At 70.8% G+C, this 17,252-nt stretch carries 15 protein-coding genes and 1 pseudogene; 10 read left to right on the forward strand and 6 right to left on the reverse strand.

What is annotated here, in order from left to right:
* Positions 1-224 precede the first annotated feature (224 nt).
* Positions 225-365: pseudogene (locus ASG40_RS22035) on the reverse strand (IS5/IS1182 family transposase); the annotation flags it as partial.
* Between the two features lie 252 nt (positions 366-617).
* Here ASG40_RS22035 and ASG40_RS04605 point away from each other — a divergent pair.
* The 5 genes from ASG40_RS04605 to ASG40_RS04625 all read left to right on the forward strand — a co-directional run bounded on the left by ASG40_RS04605 (position 618) and on the right by ASG40_RS04625 (position 7,658).
* Complete coding sequence (locus ASG40_RS04605) at positions 618-1,217, forward strand: TadE/TadG family type IV pilus assembly protein (RefSeq protein ID WP_055881451.1); 600 nt, start codon at positions 618-620, stop codon at positions 1,215-1,217.
* Positions 1,211-1,885, forward strand: a complete 675-nt coding sequence (locus tag ASG40_RS04610) for a TadE/TadG family type IV pilus assembly protein (RefSeq protein ID WP_055881455.1) — start codon at positions 1,211-1,213, stop codon at positions 1,883-1,885. Before ASG40_RS04605 ends, ASG40_RS04610 begins: the two co-directional genes overlap by 7 nt.
* A gap of 161 nt (positions 1,886-2,046) precedes the next feature.
* Positions 2,047-3,135: an HD-GYP domain-containing protein gene (locus ASG40_RS04615; RefSeq protein ID WP_055881459.1), complete on the forward strand. Its 1,089-nt coding sequence runs from the start codon at positions 2,047-2,049 to the stop codon at positions 3,133-3,135.
* 331 nt (positions 3,136-3,466) lie between these two features.
* A complete protein-coding gene (locus ASG40_RS04620) occupies positions 3,467-4,843 on the forward strand; it encodes a TadE/TadG family type IV pilus assembly protein (RefSeq protein WP_055881464.1) in 1,377 nt (458 codons plus the stop codon).
* Positions 4,844-4,946: 103 nt separating this feature from the next.
* On the forward strand, positions 4,947-7,658 hold the full coding sequence (locus tag ASG40_RS04625; RefSeq protein WP_055881467.1) for an ATP-binding protein: 2,712 nt from the start codon (positions 4,947-4,949) through the stop codon (positions 7,656-7,658).
* Between the two features lie 5 nt (positions 7,659-7,663).
* Here the strand turns inward: ASG40_RS04625 and rfbC are convergent, their stop codons facing one another.
* Entirely contained in the window at positions 7,664-8,215 is a 552-nt protein-coding gene (rfbC, locus tag ASG40_RS04630; protein ID WP_055881470.1) for a dTDP-4-dehydrorhamnose 3,5-epimerase, read from the reverse strand.
* Between the two features lie 160 nt (positions 8,216-8,375).
* Between rfbC and ASG40_RS04635 the strand changes: the two genes are divergently transcribed.
* Positions 8,376-8,795 (forward strand): DUF2147 domain-containing protein, encoded by a 420-nt coding sequence (locus ASG40_RS04635; protein ID WP_244472296.1) that lies wholly within the window; start codon positions 8,376-8,378, stop codon positions 8,793-8,795.
* Between the two features lie 38 nt (positions 8,796-8,833).
* Here ASG40_RS04635 and alaS read toward each other — a convergent pair whose 3' ends face one another.
* Complete coding sequence (gene alaS, locus ASG40_RS04640; protein ID WP_055881479.1) at positions 8,834-11,518, reverse strand: alanine--tRNA ligase; 2,685 nt, start codon at positions 11,516-11,518, stop codon at positions 8,834-8,836.
* Between the two features lie 208 nt (positions 11,519-11,726).
* Here alaS and ASG40_RS04645 point away from each other — a divergent pair, with 208 nt between their 5' ends.
* Positions 11,727-12,143 (forward strand): MAPEG family protein, encoded by a 417-nt coding sequence (locus ASG40_RS04645; RefSeq protein ID WP_055881482.1) that lies wholly within the window; start codon positions 11,727-11,729, stop codon positions 12,141-12,143.
* A 79-nt stretch (positions 12,144-12,222) separates the two neighbouring features.
* Here the strand turns inward: ASG40_RS04645 and recA are convergent, their stop codons facing one another.
* The 3 genes from recA to ASG40_RS04660 form a co-directional block, all read right to left on the reverse strand.
* Positions 12,223-13,314, reverse strand: coding sequence for a recombinase RecA (gene recA / locus ASG40_RS04650; RefSeq protein WP_055881484.1), 1,092 nt, complete (start codon positions 13,312-13,314; stop codon positions 12,223-12,225).
* A 132-nt stretch (positions 13,315-13,446) separates the two neighbouring features.
* A complete protein-coding gene (gene fliP / locus ASG40_RS04655; protein ID WP_156387562.1) occupies positions 13,447-14,166 on the reverse strand; it encodes a flagellar type III secretion system pore protein FliP in 720 nt (239 codons plus the stop codon).
* Positions 14,167-14,305: 139 nt separating this feature from the next.
* Entirely contained in the window at positions 14,306-15,739 is a 1,434-nt protein-coding gene (locus ASG40_RS04660) for a hypothetical protein (protein ID WP_055881490.1), read from the reverse strand.
* A gap of 231 nt (positions 15,740-15,970) precedes the next feature.
* Between ASG40_RS04660 and flgB the strand changes: the two genes are divergently transcribed.
* The 3 genes from flgB to fliE are packed head-to-tail and all read left to right on the forward strand — an operon-like array spanning position 15,971 to position 17,212.
* On the forward strand, positions 15,971-16,393 hold the full coding sequence (gene flgB, locus ASG40_RS04665) for a flagellar basal body rod protein FlgB (protein ID WP_055881492.1): 423 nt from the start codon (positions 15,971-15,973) through the stop codon (positions 16,391-16,393).
* A gap of 56 nt (positions 16,394-16,449) precedes the next feature.
* A complete protein-coding gene (gene flgC / locus ASG40_RS04670; RefSeq protein WP_055881496.1) occupies positions 16,450-16,860 on the forward strand; it encodes a flagellar basal body rod protein FlgC in 411 nt (136 codons plus the stop codon).
* A 34-nt stretch (positions 16,861-16,894) separates the two neighbouring features.
* Positions 16,895-17,212, forward strand: coding sequence for a flagellar hook-basal body complex protein FliE (fliE, locus tag ASG40_RS04675; RefSeq protein ID WP_055881499.1), 318 nt, complete (start codon positions 16,895-16,897; stop codon positions 17,210-17,212).
* Positions 17,213-17,252: the final 40 nt, after the last annotated feature.

The raw sequence follows: 17,252 nt of genomic DNA on the forward strand, positions 1-17,252 counted from the left end.
TAGTCAGACTTAATAGGGACCTAATAAATCATCGAAGATAATATGTCCCCCTATTTTGGGTTTACGGATGCACGATCGACCTTGATGGAGAATTTTATCTATTTGGGCTCGGGATCCGCGACCGGCCACCGACTGTCGCGGATCCCGCGTCCGCCCTGTCCAAGCAAAAAGCTCCAAGCAAAAAGCTGCATCCCTGTTTGCCCGCCGCCGGGCATGCGTGCGGTCTCACGCCGGGCATCGGCCCAACGCCCGCCCGACGTCGAGACGCGGACGATCCCGCCGAACCTGCGCCGATCGTCGACGCGCTCCTTGCCCCGCGGCTCCTTCGGCAGGCGCGAAGCGATCCCTTCGGACCGCTTCTCCATCACCGGGGAAGAGTCGCGAACGTGCCCGCCAAACCAACCCGATGCCTCCCGAGCCCCGTCGGGGGGCCCACGGTACGAACCCTTGCGCACCCACCCAACACGTCTCCGACGACGAAGCCGGGGCGCCGCTGTGGAGATTCCGGCCATCGGCCGGCGTCGTTTCGGCCACGTCCGGCCTCTTCGTAAGACAATGCGAAGATTCCCTGTCGTAGCCTATCGCCAAGGCGGTGTTGCCGGGAGGAATCGACGGAGGTGAGCGAGGTCGTAACGCTCACGGCGACCACGCCGCTCGAGGGGCCGTCGCGGGGCGAGCACGGCCGGGTCGTGTCGCGGTTCGCCGGCGACGCGGGCGGCGCCACCGCTATCGAATTCGCCTTCGTCGTCTTCCCGCTGCTGACGCTCCTGCTCCTCGTCCTCGAAGTCGGCCTCGTTTATTGGACCGGGGCGGTGCTCGACAACGGCGTCCAGGCGACGGCTAGGACGTTCTATACCGACACCGGCGCCAGTGCCGCCTCGATGGTGGACACGGTTCGCACCGGCATCTGCGAGCGCGCGAGCGGGCTCATCAACTGCGACCGCCTCAAGGTCGATCTCAGCTATTACGCGGACTTCTCGGCCGTCACCGCACCCAGTCCCGTCGATCCGGCCACCAAGACCTGGCGGACCGGGTTCGGCACCGCCCACGGCTGCACCGAGGACAGCCGGATCGTGGTGGTGCGCGCCGCCCTCGCCCAGCAGAGCGTCCACAACGCCATTGCGGGCCTCGCCACCTTCTCGGACGGCAGCCGGCTGATCCAGTCGACCATGGTCGTCACCCTCGGGCGCCGGTCCACCGGGCTCACCGGATGCTGAGCCGCGCGATCCTGCGCGCCGCCCTGGCGGGATGGCTCCGGCGTCGCACCGGTCCCGGCCGGGGCCTGCGGCGGCGTTTCGCAGGCGACGAGGACGGCCTCGCCATCCTCGAATTCGCGCTGATCCTGCCGGTCCTGCTCATGACCTACATCGGGACGATCGAGGTCTCGAACATGATGGGTACCTTGCGCAAGCTCGACCTCTTCACCCAGACCGTGGGCGACTTCGCCGGGAGCGTCGCCGTGGCCAGCCGGGCGGAGATCGACGGCATGTTCGCGGCCTCGAAGGTGGTCGTGCAGCCCCTGGACGATTCCGGCATCACCATCGTCGTCAGCGCGGTGGGCGTCCTCGGCACCGTCCCATCGGGGGTCATGCGGGTGTGTTCGAGCGTCGCCGGCGCCAATGCGACGGCCCGGCCGGTGGGAGACACGCCGGCGGTCGCCCTGCCCGCGGACCAGCGGGTCGGCGGCGCGCGCATGCTCCTGGTCGAGACCCGCATGCCCTATCGGCCCATCGCCGGCTCGACCTTCACCGCCCTGTTCGGGCAGGTCCTGAGCAACATCGTCTTCTCGCGGCAGATCTACTGGCCGGTCCGCGTGGGCCTGCGCTACCACAGCCAGGCCCCCGAAGTGGTCCTGCCCGGCGGCGGCCCCTGCCCGGCCTCCTGAGGGCACGGGACGTCGGCTTCCCTCCGCGCGGGTATTCGCGGCCGGTCATCAACCGGCCATCAACCTTTCCGTGGCACGACGGAGGACCCGCCCGCCTCGGGTGTCCCCTGGCCGGGACGCCCACCGGGGCCGACGCCCGACGTCAGGGAGCCCCTGTGCCGATGATCGCGCTCATCCTCGACGACGCCGTCCTGAACAACGTCCTGATGGCCGAGGCCATCCGGTCGATACCCGATTGCGTCCCGAAGGATTTCACGGACCCGTTCGCGGCCCTGGCCTTCGTCGAGGCGCACGGGGCCGAGATCGGCATCGCGATCACCGACTACGACATGCCGGGGATGAACGGCGTCGGCTTCATCAAGGCCGTGCGGCAGGTGCCGGGGTTCGCGCATGTGCCCATCGTCATGGTGACGAGCATGGACCAGCGCGCCCTGCGCCGCGAGGCGCTGGAGGCCGGGGCCACCGACTTCCTGGCCAAGCCCTTCGAGGCCTTCGAGGTCCGCGCCCGCGTCGCCAACCTGCTCGAACTGAACCGGGCGCGACTGGAACAGGTCGACCGGGCCGCCTGGCTCGACCGCGAGGTCCGCGCCGCCACCGCCACCATCGAGGCGCGCGAGCGCGAGATCGTGACGATGCTCATGAAGGCCGCCGAGCACCGCGACACCGAAACCGGCAACCACGTCGCGCGGGTGGCGAGCTACGTCGCCCTCATCGCCCGGGGGCTCGGCTTCGACGAGGCGCAGGCCCGTCAGCTCAGCCTCGCCTCCACCATGCACGACGTCGGCAAGATCAGCGTCCCCGACGCGATCCTGCTCAAGCCGGGGCCGCTCACGCCGGTGGAGAGGGCGGAGATGGAGCTTCACGCCGACCGCGGCCGGCGCATCCTCGAGGGCAGTTCCTCGCGCATGGTCCAGATCGCCGCCGAGATCGCCGGCACCCACCACGAGCGCTGGGACGGCACCGGCTACCCCTGGGGCCTGCGCGGCGAGGCCATCCCCCTCAGCGGCCGGATCGTCGCCGTCGCCGACGTGTTCGACGCCCTCACCTCGGCGCGGCCCTACAAGGCGGCCTGGCCGCGCGAGGAGGCCCTCGCCTTCCTGTCGGAGCAGGCCGGCCGGCACTTCGACCCGCGCTGCGTGGCGGCCCTGCTGGCGACGATCGATGCGACCGACGGCTCCCTCGATCCGGCCGAACGGGCCGAGGAAAGCCGGGCGCGCATGGCGCTGGCCCGTCCCCCGGATGCGGCCTGAGACGGTTCCCGCTTGAATCGAGCGGGAACCGCATCACCGAGCCCGGGTGGCGCCTGAGCGAAGCCCATGTCCGCATCACGACGTGATCAACCGGAAATGGTCAGACGCGAACGCTCCGTCGTCTCGGTCGCCGTTTTCCTCCGGTCGCGGTGCCGGAGGCGATGTTGCCGCGCTGACGACATCGCTCCGGTGACATCGCCAAGCCATGGCAAATATCCGGTTACGCTAACGATTTGTTCGTCTTTCGGGAAATCCTCGAAAAATCGACCTTTGTCTTCACGGAATCGCAGAACGTTTCGGCGCTACCTCGTCTCCATAAGGAGTGCGTGGAATGATCCGTTGGTTGAGGGACGCGGCCGGTAATCGCGACGGCGGCGTGATGCTGATCTTCGCGCTTTCGCTGCCGATCCTGCTGGCCGTGAGCGCGGCGGCCCTCGAATACGGGTCCATCGTCAAGCGGCGCGGCGAACTCCAGCGGGCCGCCGACAGCGGCAGCATCGCCGGGGTCAACCAGTTCAAGCTCGCCAATGCCGACGACGCCTCTTCCGTGCAGGTGGCGATCGCCACCGCCCAGACCCAGGCGGCGGTGCAGGCCACCGCCGGCGCCACGCTCCAGGCCGCGGCGCAGGTGCTCGGGAACCATTCGAGCGTGCAGGTCACGCTCACCGAGACCGTGCCCCTGGCCATGGGCAAGCTGCTCGCGATGTCGGAGATGACGATCAAGGTGCAATCGACGGCCAAGCTGTCGGGGACGACGCGCCTGTGCCTGCTCGCCCTCGATCCCGCCGCGCGCGGCGCCTTCCACCTCGAATCCTCGGCGCGGATCACGGCGGGCGACTGCTCGCTCTACTCGAACTCGCGCCACGCCTCCGGCATCGAGGGCGAGAGCAACGCGGTCGCCCGCGCCCTCTCGACCTGCTCGGCCGGCGGCTACACCGGCAACAAGGCGAGCTTCATGCCGCCGCCGGCCACCGACTGCCCGGTGCTCAAGGACCCGCTCGCCGACCGCGCCGGCCCGCCGCTCGGCCTCTGCAAGATCCTGCCACTGTGGTACAACCCCAAGATGCTGTTCGACGGGATCGACAGCCCGCTCTACGGCACCCAGGTGGTCAGCACCACGGCGACCCTTGAGCCGGGCACCTATTGCGGCGGCCTGCACATCACCAAGGGCGCCAAGGTCACGCTCAAGCCCGGCATCTACATCATGTCCGGTGGGCCCCTCGTGGTGGACAAGAAGTCGTCGTTCACCGGTACCAACACCGGCTTCTACTTCACCGGCCTGCGCGCCGGCCTGCTGTTCGACGAAGACAGCGTCATCAGCCTGACCGCGCCCAAGGACGGCATCATGGCGGGACTGCTGTTCTTCGAGGACCGCGCCCTCATCAACCTCGTGCCGCTGCCGCCGCCCCTCAGCGGCAAGGGCCCCGCGCCGTCCCTGCTCGGCGCCGTCGTTGGCCTGCGCGAGTACCGGATCATCAGCAACGAGGCCCGCAACCTGCTGGGCACCATCTACCTGCCCGCCGGCCGCCTCATCATCGACTCGAAGAAGCCCATCGCCGACCAGTCGGCCTACACGGTGATCATCGCCCGGATGATCAACCTCTACGACGGGCCCGACCTCGTCCTCAATGCCCGCTACGGCACCACCGACATCCCCGTCCCCGAGGGCGTCGGCCCGAGCTCGGCCGATACCGTGCTGTCGCACTGATCCCTTCCGGCCCGGAGGCCGCCGGTGAGGGCTTCTTAAGACGGCGACAACGGTCCCGGCCCTACTCTTCCGGCCACCCCAGGCCGGGGCCGAGACCGCCCTGATGCGAAAGCCCCTCCGTCGCCTCACCCATTCCCTGGCCGGGCGGATGGCGCTGGCCGTGTTCGCATCGGTCGCCCTGGCGCTGGTGGTCGGCACCGCCTCCAGCCTGTGGCAGGAGGTGGACCGCTACGCCGCCGCCAAGCGCGACGCTCTGGCCGTCACCGGCGAGGTGTTCGCCTCGGCCACCGCGCGGGCGACCTTCGAGAACGACACCCGAAGCGCCAACGAGACCCTGCGCGCCATCGCCCGCCGGCCGGAGCTCGTCTACACCGCCATCGAACGGCCCGACGGCAGCACCCTGGCCGACCAGGGCCTGACCATCCGCCTGGCCAGCGACCTCGACCTCGACCACACCGTCTCCGCCCTCGACCTCCTCACCACCCGCACCGCGCAGGTCCGCGTGCCGATCGTGCACCAGGGCAGCGTCGTCGGCACGCTGGTGCTCGTGGCCGATACCTCCGACCTGTTCGCGCGCCTGCTGGCCATCGTCGAGGCCTCCGCCTACGGCTCGGCGGTGGCGCTGGCGCTGGGGCTGGTGGTCTCCTGGGCGATGCAGCGCTCGATCACCCAGCCCATCGCGGCCCTGGCCGGCACCATGGAGCGGGTCCGCACCGACCAGGACTACAGCCGGGTCGCCCGGATCGCGCGCGACGACGAGGTCGGCGTGCTGGCCGCCACCTTCAACAGCCTGCTCGACACGGTGCGCGAGCGCGATGCGCGCCTCGCCCGCCATCGCGCCAGCCTGGAGCGCGACGTGGCCGACCGCACCGCCGACCTCCTGGAGGCCAAGGACGCGGCCGAGGCCGCCAACGGCGCGAAGTCCGCCTTCCTCGCCACCATGAGCCACGAGATCCGCACGCCGCTCAACGGCATGCTGGTGCTGGCCGAACTGCTCGCCGGCGCCGACCTGCCCCAGCGCCAGCGCCGCCATGCCGAGGTGATCGCACGCTCGGGCCAGACCCTGCTGTCGATCATCAACGACATCCTCGATTTCGCGAAGGTCGAGGCCGGCCGCATCGACCTCGAAGCGATCCCCGTGTCGCCGGCCGAGGTGGCCGACACGGTGGTGTCGCTGTTCTCGGAAAAGGCGCGGGAGAAGGGGCTCGATCTCGCCGCCTACGTCTCCCCGGACCTCCCCGCCCACATCACCGGCGATCCGGTCCGCCTCGGGCAGATCCTCGGCAACTTCGTCAACAACGCCCTCAAGTTCACCGAGCGGGGCTCGGTGCTGGTGCGGATCGCCCCCTCCCCCGGCGGCCTGCGCCTGAGCGTGCGCGACACCGGCATCGGGATCGCGGCCGAGGCCCGCGATTCGATCTTCTCCGCCTTCTCGCAGGCCGACCAGTCCACCACCCGCCGCTACGGCGGCACCGGCCTCGGCCTCTCCATCGCCCAGCGCCTGGTGGCGGCGATGGGCGGCACCATCGGCGTCGACAGCGAGGTCGGCACCGGCTCGACCTTCTGGGCGCAGATCCCCCTCCCGGCCGCCGCCGGGACGGAAGCCGCCCCCCCGCTCGCCCCCGGTGCACGCGGTGCGGTCGCGGTGACGCTGGCGCCCGGCGCCACCCGCGAGGTCCTGTGCGAGCGCCTCGCGCAGGCCGGCTTCGCGCTGGCTTCCGCCGAAGCCGCCGGGGAGGCCGATCGGTTCGTCGATGCCGGCGCGCTCCTCGCCAGCGGTACGAGACCCGGTCCGGGCCGGATCGTGGCGGTCGCGGGTCTCGACGAGGTCTCGGCCACGACCCTCACGAATGCGGGCCTCGCCGATGCGGTGCTGCGCTGGCCCCTCGTTCAGGACGATCTCGCGGTCGTGCTCGCGGTGCTGGCGACCGATGCGGCCTTCGACCGGTCCGAGCGGCGGCCCACGCGCAGCGACGGCACCTGGCCGCGCTTCCCCCACGCCAGGGTGCTGGTGGCCGACGACAGCGCGGTCAACCGCGAGGTCGCCATCGAGGCGCTGGCCCGGTTCGGCATCACCCTGATCGAGACCGTGAACGACGGACGCGAAGCGGTCGCCGCCTGCCAGGCCGGAACCTACGATCTCGTCCTGATGGACGGCAGCATGCCGGTGCTCGACGGCTATGACGCCAGCCGCGCGATCCGCCGGTGGGAATCCGAGCACGGTGTGTCCCACATGCCCATCGTGGCGGCCACCGCCCACGTGGTCGGCTCGGCCGCCAACGTCTGGCGCGAGGCCGGCATGGATGCCACGCTGACCAAGCCCTTCACCCTCCAGGCCCTGTCCGAGGTCCTGTCCCGCCTGCTCACGCCCGGCGCCGCGGTGGCCGACGGCGGCGACGTCGAGCCCGTGCCGGCGGTTCAGGAGCCCGATGCCGTCCTCGACGAGGACACCATCGCCAACCTCGAGGAGATGGGCCGGGTGTCGGACGGCGCCTTCGCCCGGCGCGTCGTGGCGATCTTCACCGAGCATGCCCCCGCCGCCATCGCCCAGTTGCGCGAGGCCACGGCCGCCGCGGACGGCGAGGCCGCCGCCCGCGCGGCCCACAGCCTCAAGTCGATGAGCCTCAACGTCGGCGGCCGGGCCCTGGCGCGCGCGCTGGCGTCCATCGAGGAGGAGGCGCGGGGCCGGGCGATCTGTCCCTCACCGGAGGCGATCGACGCGGTGGCGGGCCTCCTCGCGGTGACGGTCACGGGCCTGGAGGCCCGCTTCCCCGCGCCGCTACCCGTGGCGGAAGGGCTCCCCCTCGCCTCCTGAGGCGCTCAGAACAGGTCCGGCAGGTCACTCAGGCGCGGGGCGACCCGGTCCTTGTCCGAGAGTTGTGCCTCCGCTTCCGCGACGGGCCAGGCGATGCCGACCTCGGGGTCGTTCCACGCCAGGGCGCGGTCGTGGGCGCGGCTGTAGTAGGCGTCGACCTTGTAGGCGACCATCGTCCCCGGCTCCAGGGTGCAGAACCCGTGCGCGAAGCCCGCCGGCACGAACAGCTGCTCGCCGTTCTCCGCGTCGAGACGCACCGCCACGTGGCGCCCGAAGGTGGGCGAGGCCCGGCGCAGGTCCACCGCGACATCGAGGATGCTGCCGGAAAGGACCCGGATCAGCTTGGCCTGCGCCGCCGGCGCGATCTGGAAGTGCAGGCCGCGGATCGTGCCCTGCGGCGCCGAGAACGACTGGTTGTCCTGCACGAACACGTTCGCGATGCCGGCGTCCGCCAGGACGTCCGCCCGGAAGGTCTCGCTGAACCAGCCGCGCGCGTCGCCGTGGCGGACGGGGACCACGCGCTTGACCGCGGGGATGTCGGTTTCGATCACGCGCATCGTTCGTCTCTCCTGCTCCGGGGCGCCCGGCGGTCGCGGCGGTTCTCGGGACGATCGGGCCCCCGCGTCAAGCCCGCTTGCCCGATCCGCCGGCCCCACGCTATGCCCTCGCCCGACGCGCCGAAGCGGCGCCGGCGACAGGAGCGGGACCTTGGTATCCATACGACGCGCGCATGTCGTCCTCGCGGCCACGCTGCTGGCGGGCCTGTCCGTGCCGGGTCTCGCCGTGGCGCAGAAGGCGGCGGACGCCACCGGGATGTGGCTGACCGAGGGCGGCGACTCGAAGATCCGCATCGGCCGCTGCGGCGGCGGCTTCTGCGGCACCATCGCCAGCACCTCCGGCACGGGCGTCGATTCCAACAATCCGGACGCGTCGTTGAAGAACCGCAGCCTCGTCGGCGTCCAGATCATGAACGTGCGTTCGGCCACCGCCGACGGCTATGACGGAACCCTCTACAACCCCAAGGACGGCAAGACCTACTCGGGCAGCCTCAAGATCAAGGGCCCCGATACGCTGGAAGTGGCCGGCTGCGTCATGAGCGTGTTCTGCAAGCGCCAGACCTGGAAGCGGGTGAACTGAACTTTTCCGACATCGAGCCGTAAGGGCGGCGGCCGGCTTCAGCCCGCCGCCTCCAGCGCCGCGACGATCGCCGCCAGCGCCGCCTCGGCGCCGGCGCCGTCGGGGCCGCCGGCCTGGGCCATGTCGCGGCGCCCGCCGCCGCCCTTGCCGCCGAGGTGTTCGGCGCCGGCGCGCACCAGGGCGACGGCGTCGTGGGTGCCGGTGAGGTCGGCGGTGACCCCGACGACGAGGCCGGCCTTGCCGTCTGCCGAGACGCCCACCAGCGCGACGACGCCAGAGCCAAGCCGGGTCTTGCCCTCGTCGGCCAGGCTCTTGAGGTCGCGTAGCTCGACGCCCTCCACCACCCGCGCCAGCAGCTTGACGCCGCCGACCTCGCGGATCTCGCTGGTGGCGCCGCCCGAGCCTGCGCCCATCGCCAGTTTCTTGCGCGCGTCCGTGAGGTCGCGTTCCAGGCGGCGGCGCTCCTCGATCAGCCCGGCGAGGCGATCGGGCACCTCCGCCACCGGCGCCTTGAGGAGCCCGGCGATCTGGCCGAGCGTGCGGCTTTCCTGGCCGCGATGGCGGCGGGCGCCATGGGCGGTCATCGCCTCGATCCGGCGCACCCCGGAGGCCACCGCGCTCTCGCCCACCACCGAGATCAGGCCGATGTCGCCGGTGCGCGCCGCATGGGTGCCGCCGCACAGTTCGATCGAGAAGGCCGGCAAGCGGCCGCCCTCCTTGGGGGCGCCATCGTCGGCGACCGGTCGGCCCATGGAGACCACGCGGACCTCGTCGCCATACTTCTCGCCGAACAGGGCGCGGGCGCCCGATTGCACCGCCTCCTCCTGCGCCATCAGCTTGGTGACCACGGGGGTGTTCTGCAGCAGGACCGCGTTGGCGATCTCCTCGACGGCGCGCAGCTCGGCCTCGTCCATCGGTTTGGGATGGCTGAAGTCGAAGCGCAGGCGGTCCGGCGAGACCAGGGAGCCCTTCTGCGCGACATGGTCGCCGAGCACCTGGCGCAGGGCCTCGTGCAGCAGGTGGGTCGCCGAATGGTTGGCGCGGATCGCCGCGCGCCGGGCGCGGTCGACGGCGAGTTCAACCGGCTGGCCGAGGGCGAGCCGGCCCTCGTCCACGGTGACGTGGTGCACGAAGAGGTCGCCGAGCTTCTTCTCGGTGGCGGTGACGCGGGCCTCGAGGCCCGCGCCCGACAGGCGCCCGGTGTCGCCGACCTGGCCGCCGGATTCGGCGTAGAACGGGGTCTGGTTGAGGAGGACGAGGCCGGTCTCGCCCGCCGCCAGCGCCTCGACCTCCGCGCCCTCGCGCAGGAGCGCCGTGACGATGCCCTCGGCGGTCTCGGTCTCGTAGCCGAGGAACTCGCTGGCGCCGACGCGCTCCTTCACGCCGAACCAGACCGTCTCGGTGGCGGCCTCGCCCGAGCCGGTCCAGGCGGCGCGGGCCGCCTTGCGCTGGCGCTCCATGGCGGCGCCGAAGGCGTCGGTGTCGACGCCGATGCCGCGGGCCTTGAGGGCGTCCTGGGTCAGGTCGAGGGGAAAGCCGTAGGTGTCGTAGAGGGTGAAGGCGGTCTCGCCCGACAGGTTCTGGCCGGCCGAGAGCTCGCGGGTCTCGGTGTCGAGGATGGCGAGTCCGCGCTCCAGGGTGCGGCGGAACCGGGTCTCCTCCAGGCGCAGGGTCTCGGCGACGAGGTCCTCCGCGCGGGCGAGTTCGGGGTAGGCCTGGCCCATCTCGCGCACCAGGGTGGGCACGAGGCGGAACATCACCGGCTCGCGCGACCCCAGCAGTTCGAGGTGGCGCATCGCCCGGCGCATGATCCGGCGCAGGACGTAGCCGCGGCCCTCGTTGCCCGGCAGCACCCCATCGGCGACGAGGAAGGCGGAGGCGCGCAGATGGTCGGCGACGACCCGGTAGGAGGCCCGTGTGCCGGGCTCCGGCGGCCGCCCGACCGCATGGCTGACCGCGTCGATCAGGGCCCGGAACAGATCGGTGTCGTAGTTGCTGGTGACGCCCTGGAGGATCGCGGCCATGCGCTCGAGGCCCATGCCGGTATCGATGGACGGGCGCGGCAGGGCGAGGCGCTTGCCCGGCTCGACCTGCTCGTACTGCATGAACACGAGGTTCCAGAACTCGAGGAAGCGGTCGCCGTCCTCGTCCGGGCTGCCGGGCGGCCCGCCCTGGAGGCCCGGACCCTGGTCGATGAAGATTTCCGAGCATGGCCCGCACGGGCCGGTGTCGCCCATCTGCCAGAAGTTGTCGGAGGTGCCGATCCGGATGATTTTTTCATCGGAGAAGCCTGCGATCTTCCTCCACAGGTCGGCCGCCTCGTCGTCGTCGGCGTAGACGGTGACCAGGAGCCGGTCCTTGGTCAGGCCGAATTCCTTGGTGATCAGGGTCCAGGCGAACTCGATCGCATCCGGCTTGAAATAATCGCCGAAGGAGAAGTTGCCGAGCATCTCGAAGAAGGTGTGGTGCCGCGCGGTATAGCCGACGTTGTCGAGGTCGTTGTGCTTGCCGCCGGCCCGGACACACTTCTGCGCGGTGGTGGCGCGGCTGTAGGGGCGCTTCTCGACGCCGGTGAAGACGTTCTTGAACTGCACCATGCCGGCATTGGTGAACATCAGCGTCGGGTCGTTGCGCGGCACCAGCGACGAGGACGCCACCGGCTCGTGGCCGGCCTTGGCGAAGTAATCGAGGAAGGTCGACCGGATCTCGTTGACGCCGCTCATCGCAATTGACTCTTGCATCGGGGGCCGACCGTAGGCCGCCGGATCGGCGGGGCCCGGCGCGGGTGGCACTCGCGCCCTCATAGGGATCAAGCGCGGCCGAGTCACGCCTTGGTGACGGTCCGTGCGCCGGAGGCGGTTTCGCATCGCGATCCCGGCGGGTTACGTAGGCGGGACAGATCCGGCGCGATGCCGAAAAGGACCCGATCCCATGCCCGTCGAAATCCGCCTCCTCGCCTGGTCCTGCCTGCTCGGCCTCGTCCACGTCATCGCCGCATCGATGAGCGGGGTGCAGCAGCGCGGGGGCTTCGCCTGGGCCTCGGGCAACCGCGAGGGCGCGACGCCGCAGGTGACCGGGGCGGCGGCGCGACTGGAGAAAGCGTCCAAGAACTTCTTCGAGACCTTCCCGATCTTCGCCGCCCTGGTCCTGGCCTCCGTCGCCACGGGACGCCACAACACCGCGGTGGTGATCGGCGCGCACCTCTACTTCTGGTCCCGCCTCGCCTACCTGCCGATCTACGGCGTCGGCATCCCGAAGGTCCGCAGCCTCGTCTGGCTGGTCTCGATCGCCGGCATCCTGATGGTGCTGTGGGGCCTGTTCATCAAGATCCTGCCCTACAGCGGCTGACGGCGGCTCCCCTCACGACGACGCCCGCCGCGAGGGATCGCGGCGGGCGTCGTCTGCTGCGGCGAACGAGCCGCTGCGATCAGGCCTCGCCCTCGTCAAGGTCGTCGTCGGTGGGCTTGGCGGTGTCGAGGATCTTGTCGGCGAGAATGCCGGAGTTCTGGCGGATCGACGCCTCGATCTTGGCGGCGATGTCCGGGTTGTCGCGCAAGAACCCCTTCGAGTTCTCGCGGCCCTGGCCGAGGCGCTGGCTGTTGTAGGAGAACCAGGCGCCCGACTTCTCGACGATGCCGGCCTTGACGCCGAGATCGATCAGCTCGCCGACCTTCGAGACGCCCTCGCCGAACATGATGTCGAACTCGACCTGCTTGAAGGGCGGCGCGACCTTGTTCTTGACGACCTTGACGCGGACCTGGTTGCCGATGGCTTCGTCGCGATCCTTGAGGGTCGAGATGCGGCGGATGTCGAGGCGCACCGAGGCGTAGAACTTGAGGGCGTTGCCGCCTGTCGTGGTCTCCGGCGAGCCGTACATGACGCCGATCTTCATCCGGATCTGGTTGATGAAGATGACCATGCACTTGGAGCGCGAGATCGAGCCGGTGAGCTTGCGCAGGGCCTGGCTCATCAGCCGGGCCTGAAGGCCGGGCTGGCTGTCGCCCATCTCGCCCTCGATCTCGGCGCGCGGCGTCAGGGCCGCCACCGAATCCACCACCAGCACGTCGATGGCGCCCGAGCGCACCAGGGTGTCGGTGATCTCCAGGGCCTGCTCTCCGGTATCGGGCTGCGAGATCAGGAGGTCGTCGAGCTGCACGCCGAGCTTGCGGGCGTAGATCGGGTCGAGGGCGTGCTCGGCGTCGACGAAGGCGCAGACGCCGCCCTTCTTCTGGGCCTCGGCGATGGTGTGGAGCGCCAGCGTGGTCTTGCCCGAGGACTCCGGCCCGTAGATCTCGATGACGCGGCCGCGCGGCAGGCCGCCGACCCCGAGGGCGATGTCCAGGCCGAGGGAGCCCGTCGAGACCACCTCCACCTCGGCGATCTTGTCGTTCTTGCCCAGCCGCATGATCGAGCCTTTGCCGAAGGCCCGCTCGATCTGGGACAAGGCGGCATCGATCGCCTTGGCCTTGTCTTTGTCCACCATCGTGGGTTCCACCATCTTCAGCGCGGGCTGGGCCATTCGTCGGCATCCTTATGCAGGGGGCGGGCGCGGGGCTCAAGGCGCCGCTGCTGCCGATTTTGTACCTGTTTTGTTCTCACCGCACAAGGGCTGCTGCGCCTGTTCCCTGCCGTTCCGGCCGTGCACCCGCGCTCAGGTGCCGTAGCTCTGCACCAGCGATCCGGCCACCAGGGTCCAGCCGTCGACGAGCACGAAGAAGATCAGCTTGAACGGCAGCGCCACGGTGGCGGGCGGCACCATCATCATGCCCACCGCCATCAGGATCGAGGCCACCACGAGGTCGATGACGAGGAACGGGATGAACAGGAGGAAGCCGATCTCGAAGGCGCGGCGCAGTTCCGAGATCATGAAGGCGGGGGTGAGCACCTCCAGCCCCACCTGCTCCGGCCCGGCCGGGGTCGGGATCTTGCCAAGATCCAGGAACAGCTTGAGGTCCTTCTCGCGGACGTTCTTCAGCATGAAGGTCTTGAACGGCGCCGAGGCCCGCTCGAAGGCTTGGGCCTGCGTGATCTGGTTGGCGAGCAGCGGCTCGATGCCGTTGCGGTAGGCCTCGCGGCCCACCGGCGCCATGACGAAGGCGGTGAGGAACAGGGCGAGGCTGACGATCACGGTGTTGGGCGGCGCCGTCTGTGTGCCGAGCGCCGAGCGCAGGATCGAGAGCACCACCACGATCCGCGTGAACGAGGTCGCCATCACCAGCACCGAGGGCGCCAGCGCCAGGACGGTGATGAGGGCGACGAGCTGGAGCGCCCGCTCGGTGACGCCGCCGGTGCCCAGATCCACCGACACGCTCTGCCCGGCGGCCCCGAAGGTGCCGGCACCCAGGAGCGCGGCCGCCAGGGACAGGCGCATTGTCCAGGGCCGCCAGGGGCGGGATGTCGTCGCCGGATCGGCGCGTTGCGGGATCATGACGCCGGCAACCTGCGTCGGACGAGGCCACGACGCAAGCGACGAGAGGCCGCGACATCCTCCACGCGGCACTTGCCGCACGTCAGCCCTTGCGATCGAGCGGGCGCCCCAGGAGGCGCGCGAACTCCGCCTCGATCTCCTCCACCGAGAAGGGGTTGGTACCCGCCGACGCGGGCTTGGCCGGCGCGGGCGGAGGCGGCGGTGGCGGCGCGGGAGCCGGCTCCGGCTCCGGCTCCGGCGTGGGCTCGGGAGCAGGCGTGGGTTCCTCGAACAGGCCGTCGCCGTCAGCGGGCGCCGTTTCGACGAGAGGCGTCTCGACGGGCGTCGTCTCGGCGGATGTTTCGGCAGCGCTCGCCATGGCAGCCGCCACCGGATCGGGTTCCGGCGGTGCGGGCGGCTCGGGGGCGACGATGTCGGCCGGTTCCGCTTCCGGCGCCGGGGTGGGCGGTGCCACGTCCGGGACGGCCACGGCCGCCACGTCGGGTTCGGGGGCCGGCTCCGGTGCCGGCGACGGGTCCGGCTGCGGGGCGGGAGGCTGAACGCTCGCGGCGGGCGTTGGCGTGACGGCCGACGACGGGCGGCGCAACGCATCCTCCAGCTGCCGGGCCATGTCGGCGAGGATCCTGGTGTCCGCCGTTTCGGCCGGGGGCGTCGGCTCGGTCGCCGGGACGGTGACCACCGGCGCAGCCGGTGCCTCGGGTACCGTGGTGACGGCCGGCGGCGGCGCCGCCGCGACCGGTGCGGACAGGGCCGCGGCGAAGGCGGCCTCGAAATCCGGCTCCTGCGCCGCCGCCTTCTCGGCCGGCGCCGCGGCGGGCATCGGTGCCTCGGGCGGGCGGGTGCGCTCGGAGGCGACGTCCGGCTTCGGGTTCACCAGCGGCGGCGGGGTCCGCCGCATCACCCGCGCCGGCTGCACGTCCGGCTGCACCCGGCGGGCCGGCTCCTCGGATCGCATCGGGCGGACCGGTGCGGGGATGGGCGGGGGCGGCGCCGGAAAGGCGGCCGGCGGCGGCACCACGAGCGGCATCGCGAAGGGCGGCTCGCTCGGGCTCCTCCGGTCCGCGACGAGGTCGGGGGCGGCCTCCTGCGGGGCCGGCGCCGCCTGCAGCACCGGCGCCGCCTCCGGCAGGGGGGCGGGGTCGCGCGGGGGGAAGACGGGCGCCGGCGGCGGCGGCTCCTCGGTGCGGGCGTCCTCCTCGGCCGGTAGGCGCACGCCGGCGCTGCGGCTGATGTTGCGTTCCACCACCACGTCGTTGGGCCCGCCCACGAGGAGCAGGTGCTCGACGCCGTCGCGCCGCAGCAGGATGAGCTGGCGCTGCCGGTCGAGTTCGTAGACGTCGACGATGCCTAGCCGCGGCTGGCGCGGACGCGACCCCGATTTGGCGAGCTGCGCCTGGTTGCGGCCCGTGAAACGGCGGATCGTCAGAGCCAGCCCGGCCAGGACCGCGAAGATCACGACGAAGATGATGGCGAACTGGAAGGGGGACGACCCCTCCGAACCGAAGAACGCTGACAACGCGGATAACTTTCGCTGGGGGGCCACGCGAGCCCGACGCAGTACCGAGACCGTAGTATCACGGTGACCGGCGCGCCGGGCAACATCGTTAAGACTTCGTTAACAGCGAACTTCCGTCCGCCTCAATCTGCCCTGACTGACGGAGACTTAACCGCCCGTTAACCATGGAGGCGGCAGATTTTGCCCAGCGCGTCGAACCCGGAGCGGGTGCGCGGGGGGCCTGTCAGCGCCGTGTCCGTCACCGACCTGCCCATCTTCGGCATGCTGCGCACGCGGATGCAGTGGCACCAGACCCGCCAGAAGCTGCTCGCCGAGAACGTCGCCAACGCCGACATGCCGGGCTTCCGGCCGCGCGACCTCGCCGCTCCCGATCTCGGCCGGCCCGGTGCCGGCCTCGCCCAGCCGGTCGGGGCGCTCACGGGCAGTGCCGGGCTCGCCCAGACCAGCCCCGCCCATATCGCCATCGGCGGTCCCGAGGGGCCCGGTGCCGACCCGCGCCGCTTCAAGGGCTTCGAGATTCGCCCCAGCGGCAACGGCGTCAACCTGGAGGAAGAAATGATGAAGGCCGGCGACAACCAAGCCGACTACCAGCTCGCCGCCACGCTCTACCAGAAGAGCATGGAGACCCTGAAGATCGCCATCGGCAAGCGCTGATCCCGCGGCAAGCGCTGATCGCGACCCTTTTCGCCCGACGCGACGGAGACATCGCCGTGGACTTCCTCAAATCCCTGACCGTGGCGGCGGCCGGCCTTAAGGCCCAGTCGAGCCGGATGCGGGTGATCTCCGAGAACATCGCCAACGCCGATTCCGGCGCCCCCGCACCGGGCGCGGAGCCCTACCGCCGCAAGATCCCGACCTTCCGCCAGCACGTCGACCGCGAGACCGGCGCCAGCGTCATCGAGGCGGGGCGGGTGCAGCGCGACATCGCCCCGTTCAAGACGAAGTACGACCCGGGCAACCCGGCCGCCAACGAGCGCGGCGAGATCAGGATGCCCAACGTCAACAGCCTGATCGAGAACATGGACATGCGCGAGGCCCAGCGCTCCTACGAGGCCAACCTCAACATGATCACCGCCACCCGGCGGATGATTTCCAAGACCCTCGAGATCCTCAAGGCCTGATCCGGCCGGCTTCGCTTTCCGAAAGTCCCTCCCCATGGCCACCAACGCCTTTGCGGCCGGCGCCTATGCCGCCATCCAGAACATCGGCGGGCCCAAGGGCGGCGCGCCCAAGATCGCTCCGGCCACGGGCGCCGAGGGCGGGTTCTCCTCGCTGCTCGCCTCGGCCCTGGACAAGGTCGGCGACGCCGGCGCCAAGGCCGACGCGCAGGCCCTCTCGGTGGCCGGCGGCAAGGCCAACGTCGTCGACGTCGTCACGGCGGTGGCCGAGAGCGAGACCGCGATCCAGACCCTGGTCGCCGTGCGCGATCGGGTGATCTCGGCCTACGAGGAGATCATGCGGATGCAGATCTAGATCTGGCGCGGGACCCTCCGCCCCCTCGTGGGGAGGGAGT

The sequence above is a fragment of the Methylobacterium sp. Leaf399 genome (genome assembly GCF_001424525.1).
Classification (GTDB): Bacteria; Pseudomonadota; Alphaproteobacteria; order Rhizobiales; family Beijerinckiaceae; genus Methylobacterium.

Bases quoted from the DNA above. Each gene is read 5' to 3' on its own strand.
- ASG40_RS04610 (WP_055881455.1), top strand. From the start codon at position 1,211: ATGCTGAGCCGCGCGATCCTGCGCGCCGCCCTGGCGGGATGGCTCCGG.
- ASG40_RS04615 (WP_055881459.1), top strand. From the start codon at position 2,047: ATGATCGCGCTCATCCTCGACGACGCCGTCCTGAACAACGTCCTGATG.
- ASG40_RS04620 (WP_055881464.1), top strand. From the start codon at position 3,467: ATGATCCGTTGGTTGAGGGACGCGGCCGGTAATCGCGACGGCGGCGTG.
- ASG40_RS04625 (WP_055881467.1), top strand. From the start codon at position 4,947: ATGCGAAAGCCCCTCCGTCGCCTCACCCATTCCCTGGCCGGGCGGATG.
- rfbC (WP_055881470.1), bottom strand. From the start codon at position 8,215: ATGCGCGTGATCGAAACCGACATCCCCGCGGTCAAGCGCGTGGTCCCC.
- alaS (WP_055881479.1), bottom strand. From the start codon at position 11,518: ATGAGCGGCGTCAACGAGATCCGGTCGACCTTCCTCGATTACTTCGCC.
- ASG40_RS04645 (WP_055881482.1), top strand. From the start codon at position 11,727: ATGCCCGTCGAAATCCGCCTCCTCGCCTGGTCCTGCCTGCTCGGCCTC.
- recA (WP_055881484.1), bottom strand. From the start codon at position 13,314: ATGGCCCAGCCCGCGCTGAAGATGGTGGAACCCACGATGGTGGACAAA.
- fliP (WP_156387562.1), bottom strand. From the start codon at position 14,166: ATGCGCCTGTCCCTGGCGGCCGCGCTCCTGGGTGCCGGCACCTTCGGG.
- fliE (WP_055881499.1), top strand. From the start codon at position 16,895: ATGGCCACCAACGCCTTTGCGGCCGGCGCCTATGCCGCCATCCAGAAC.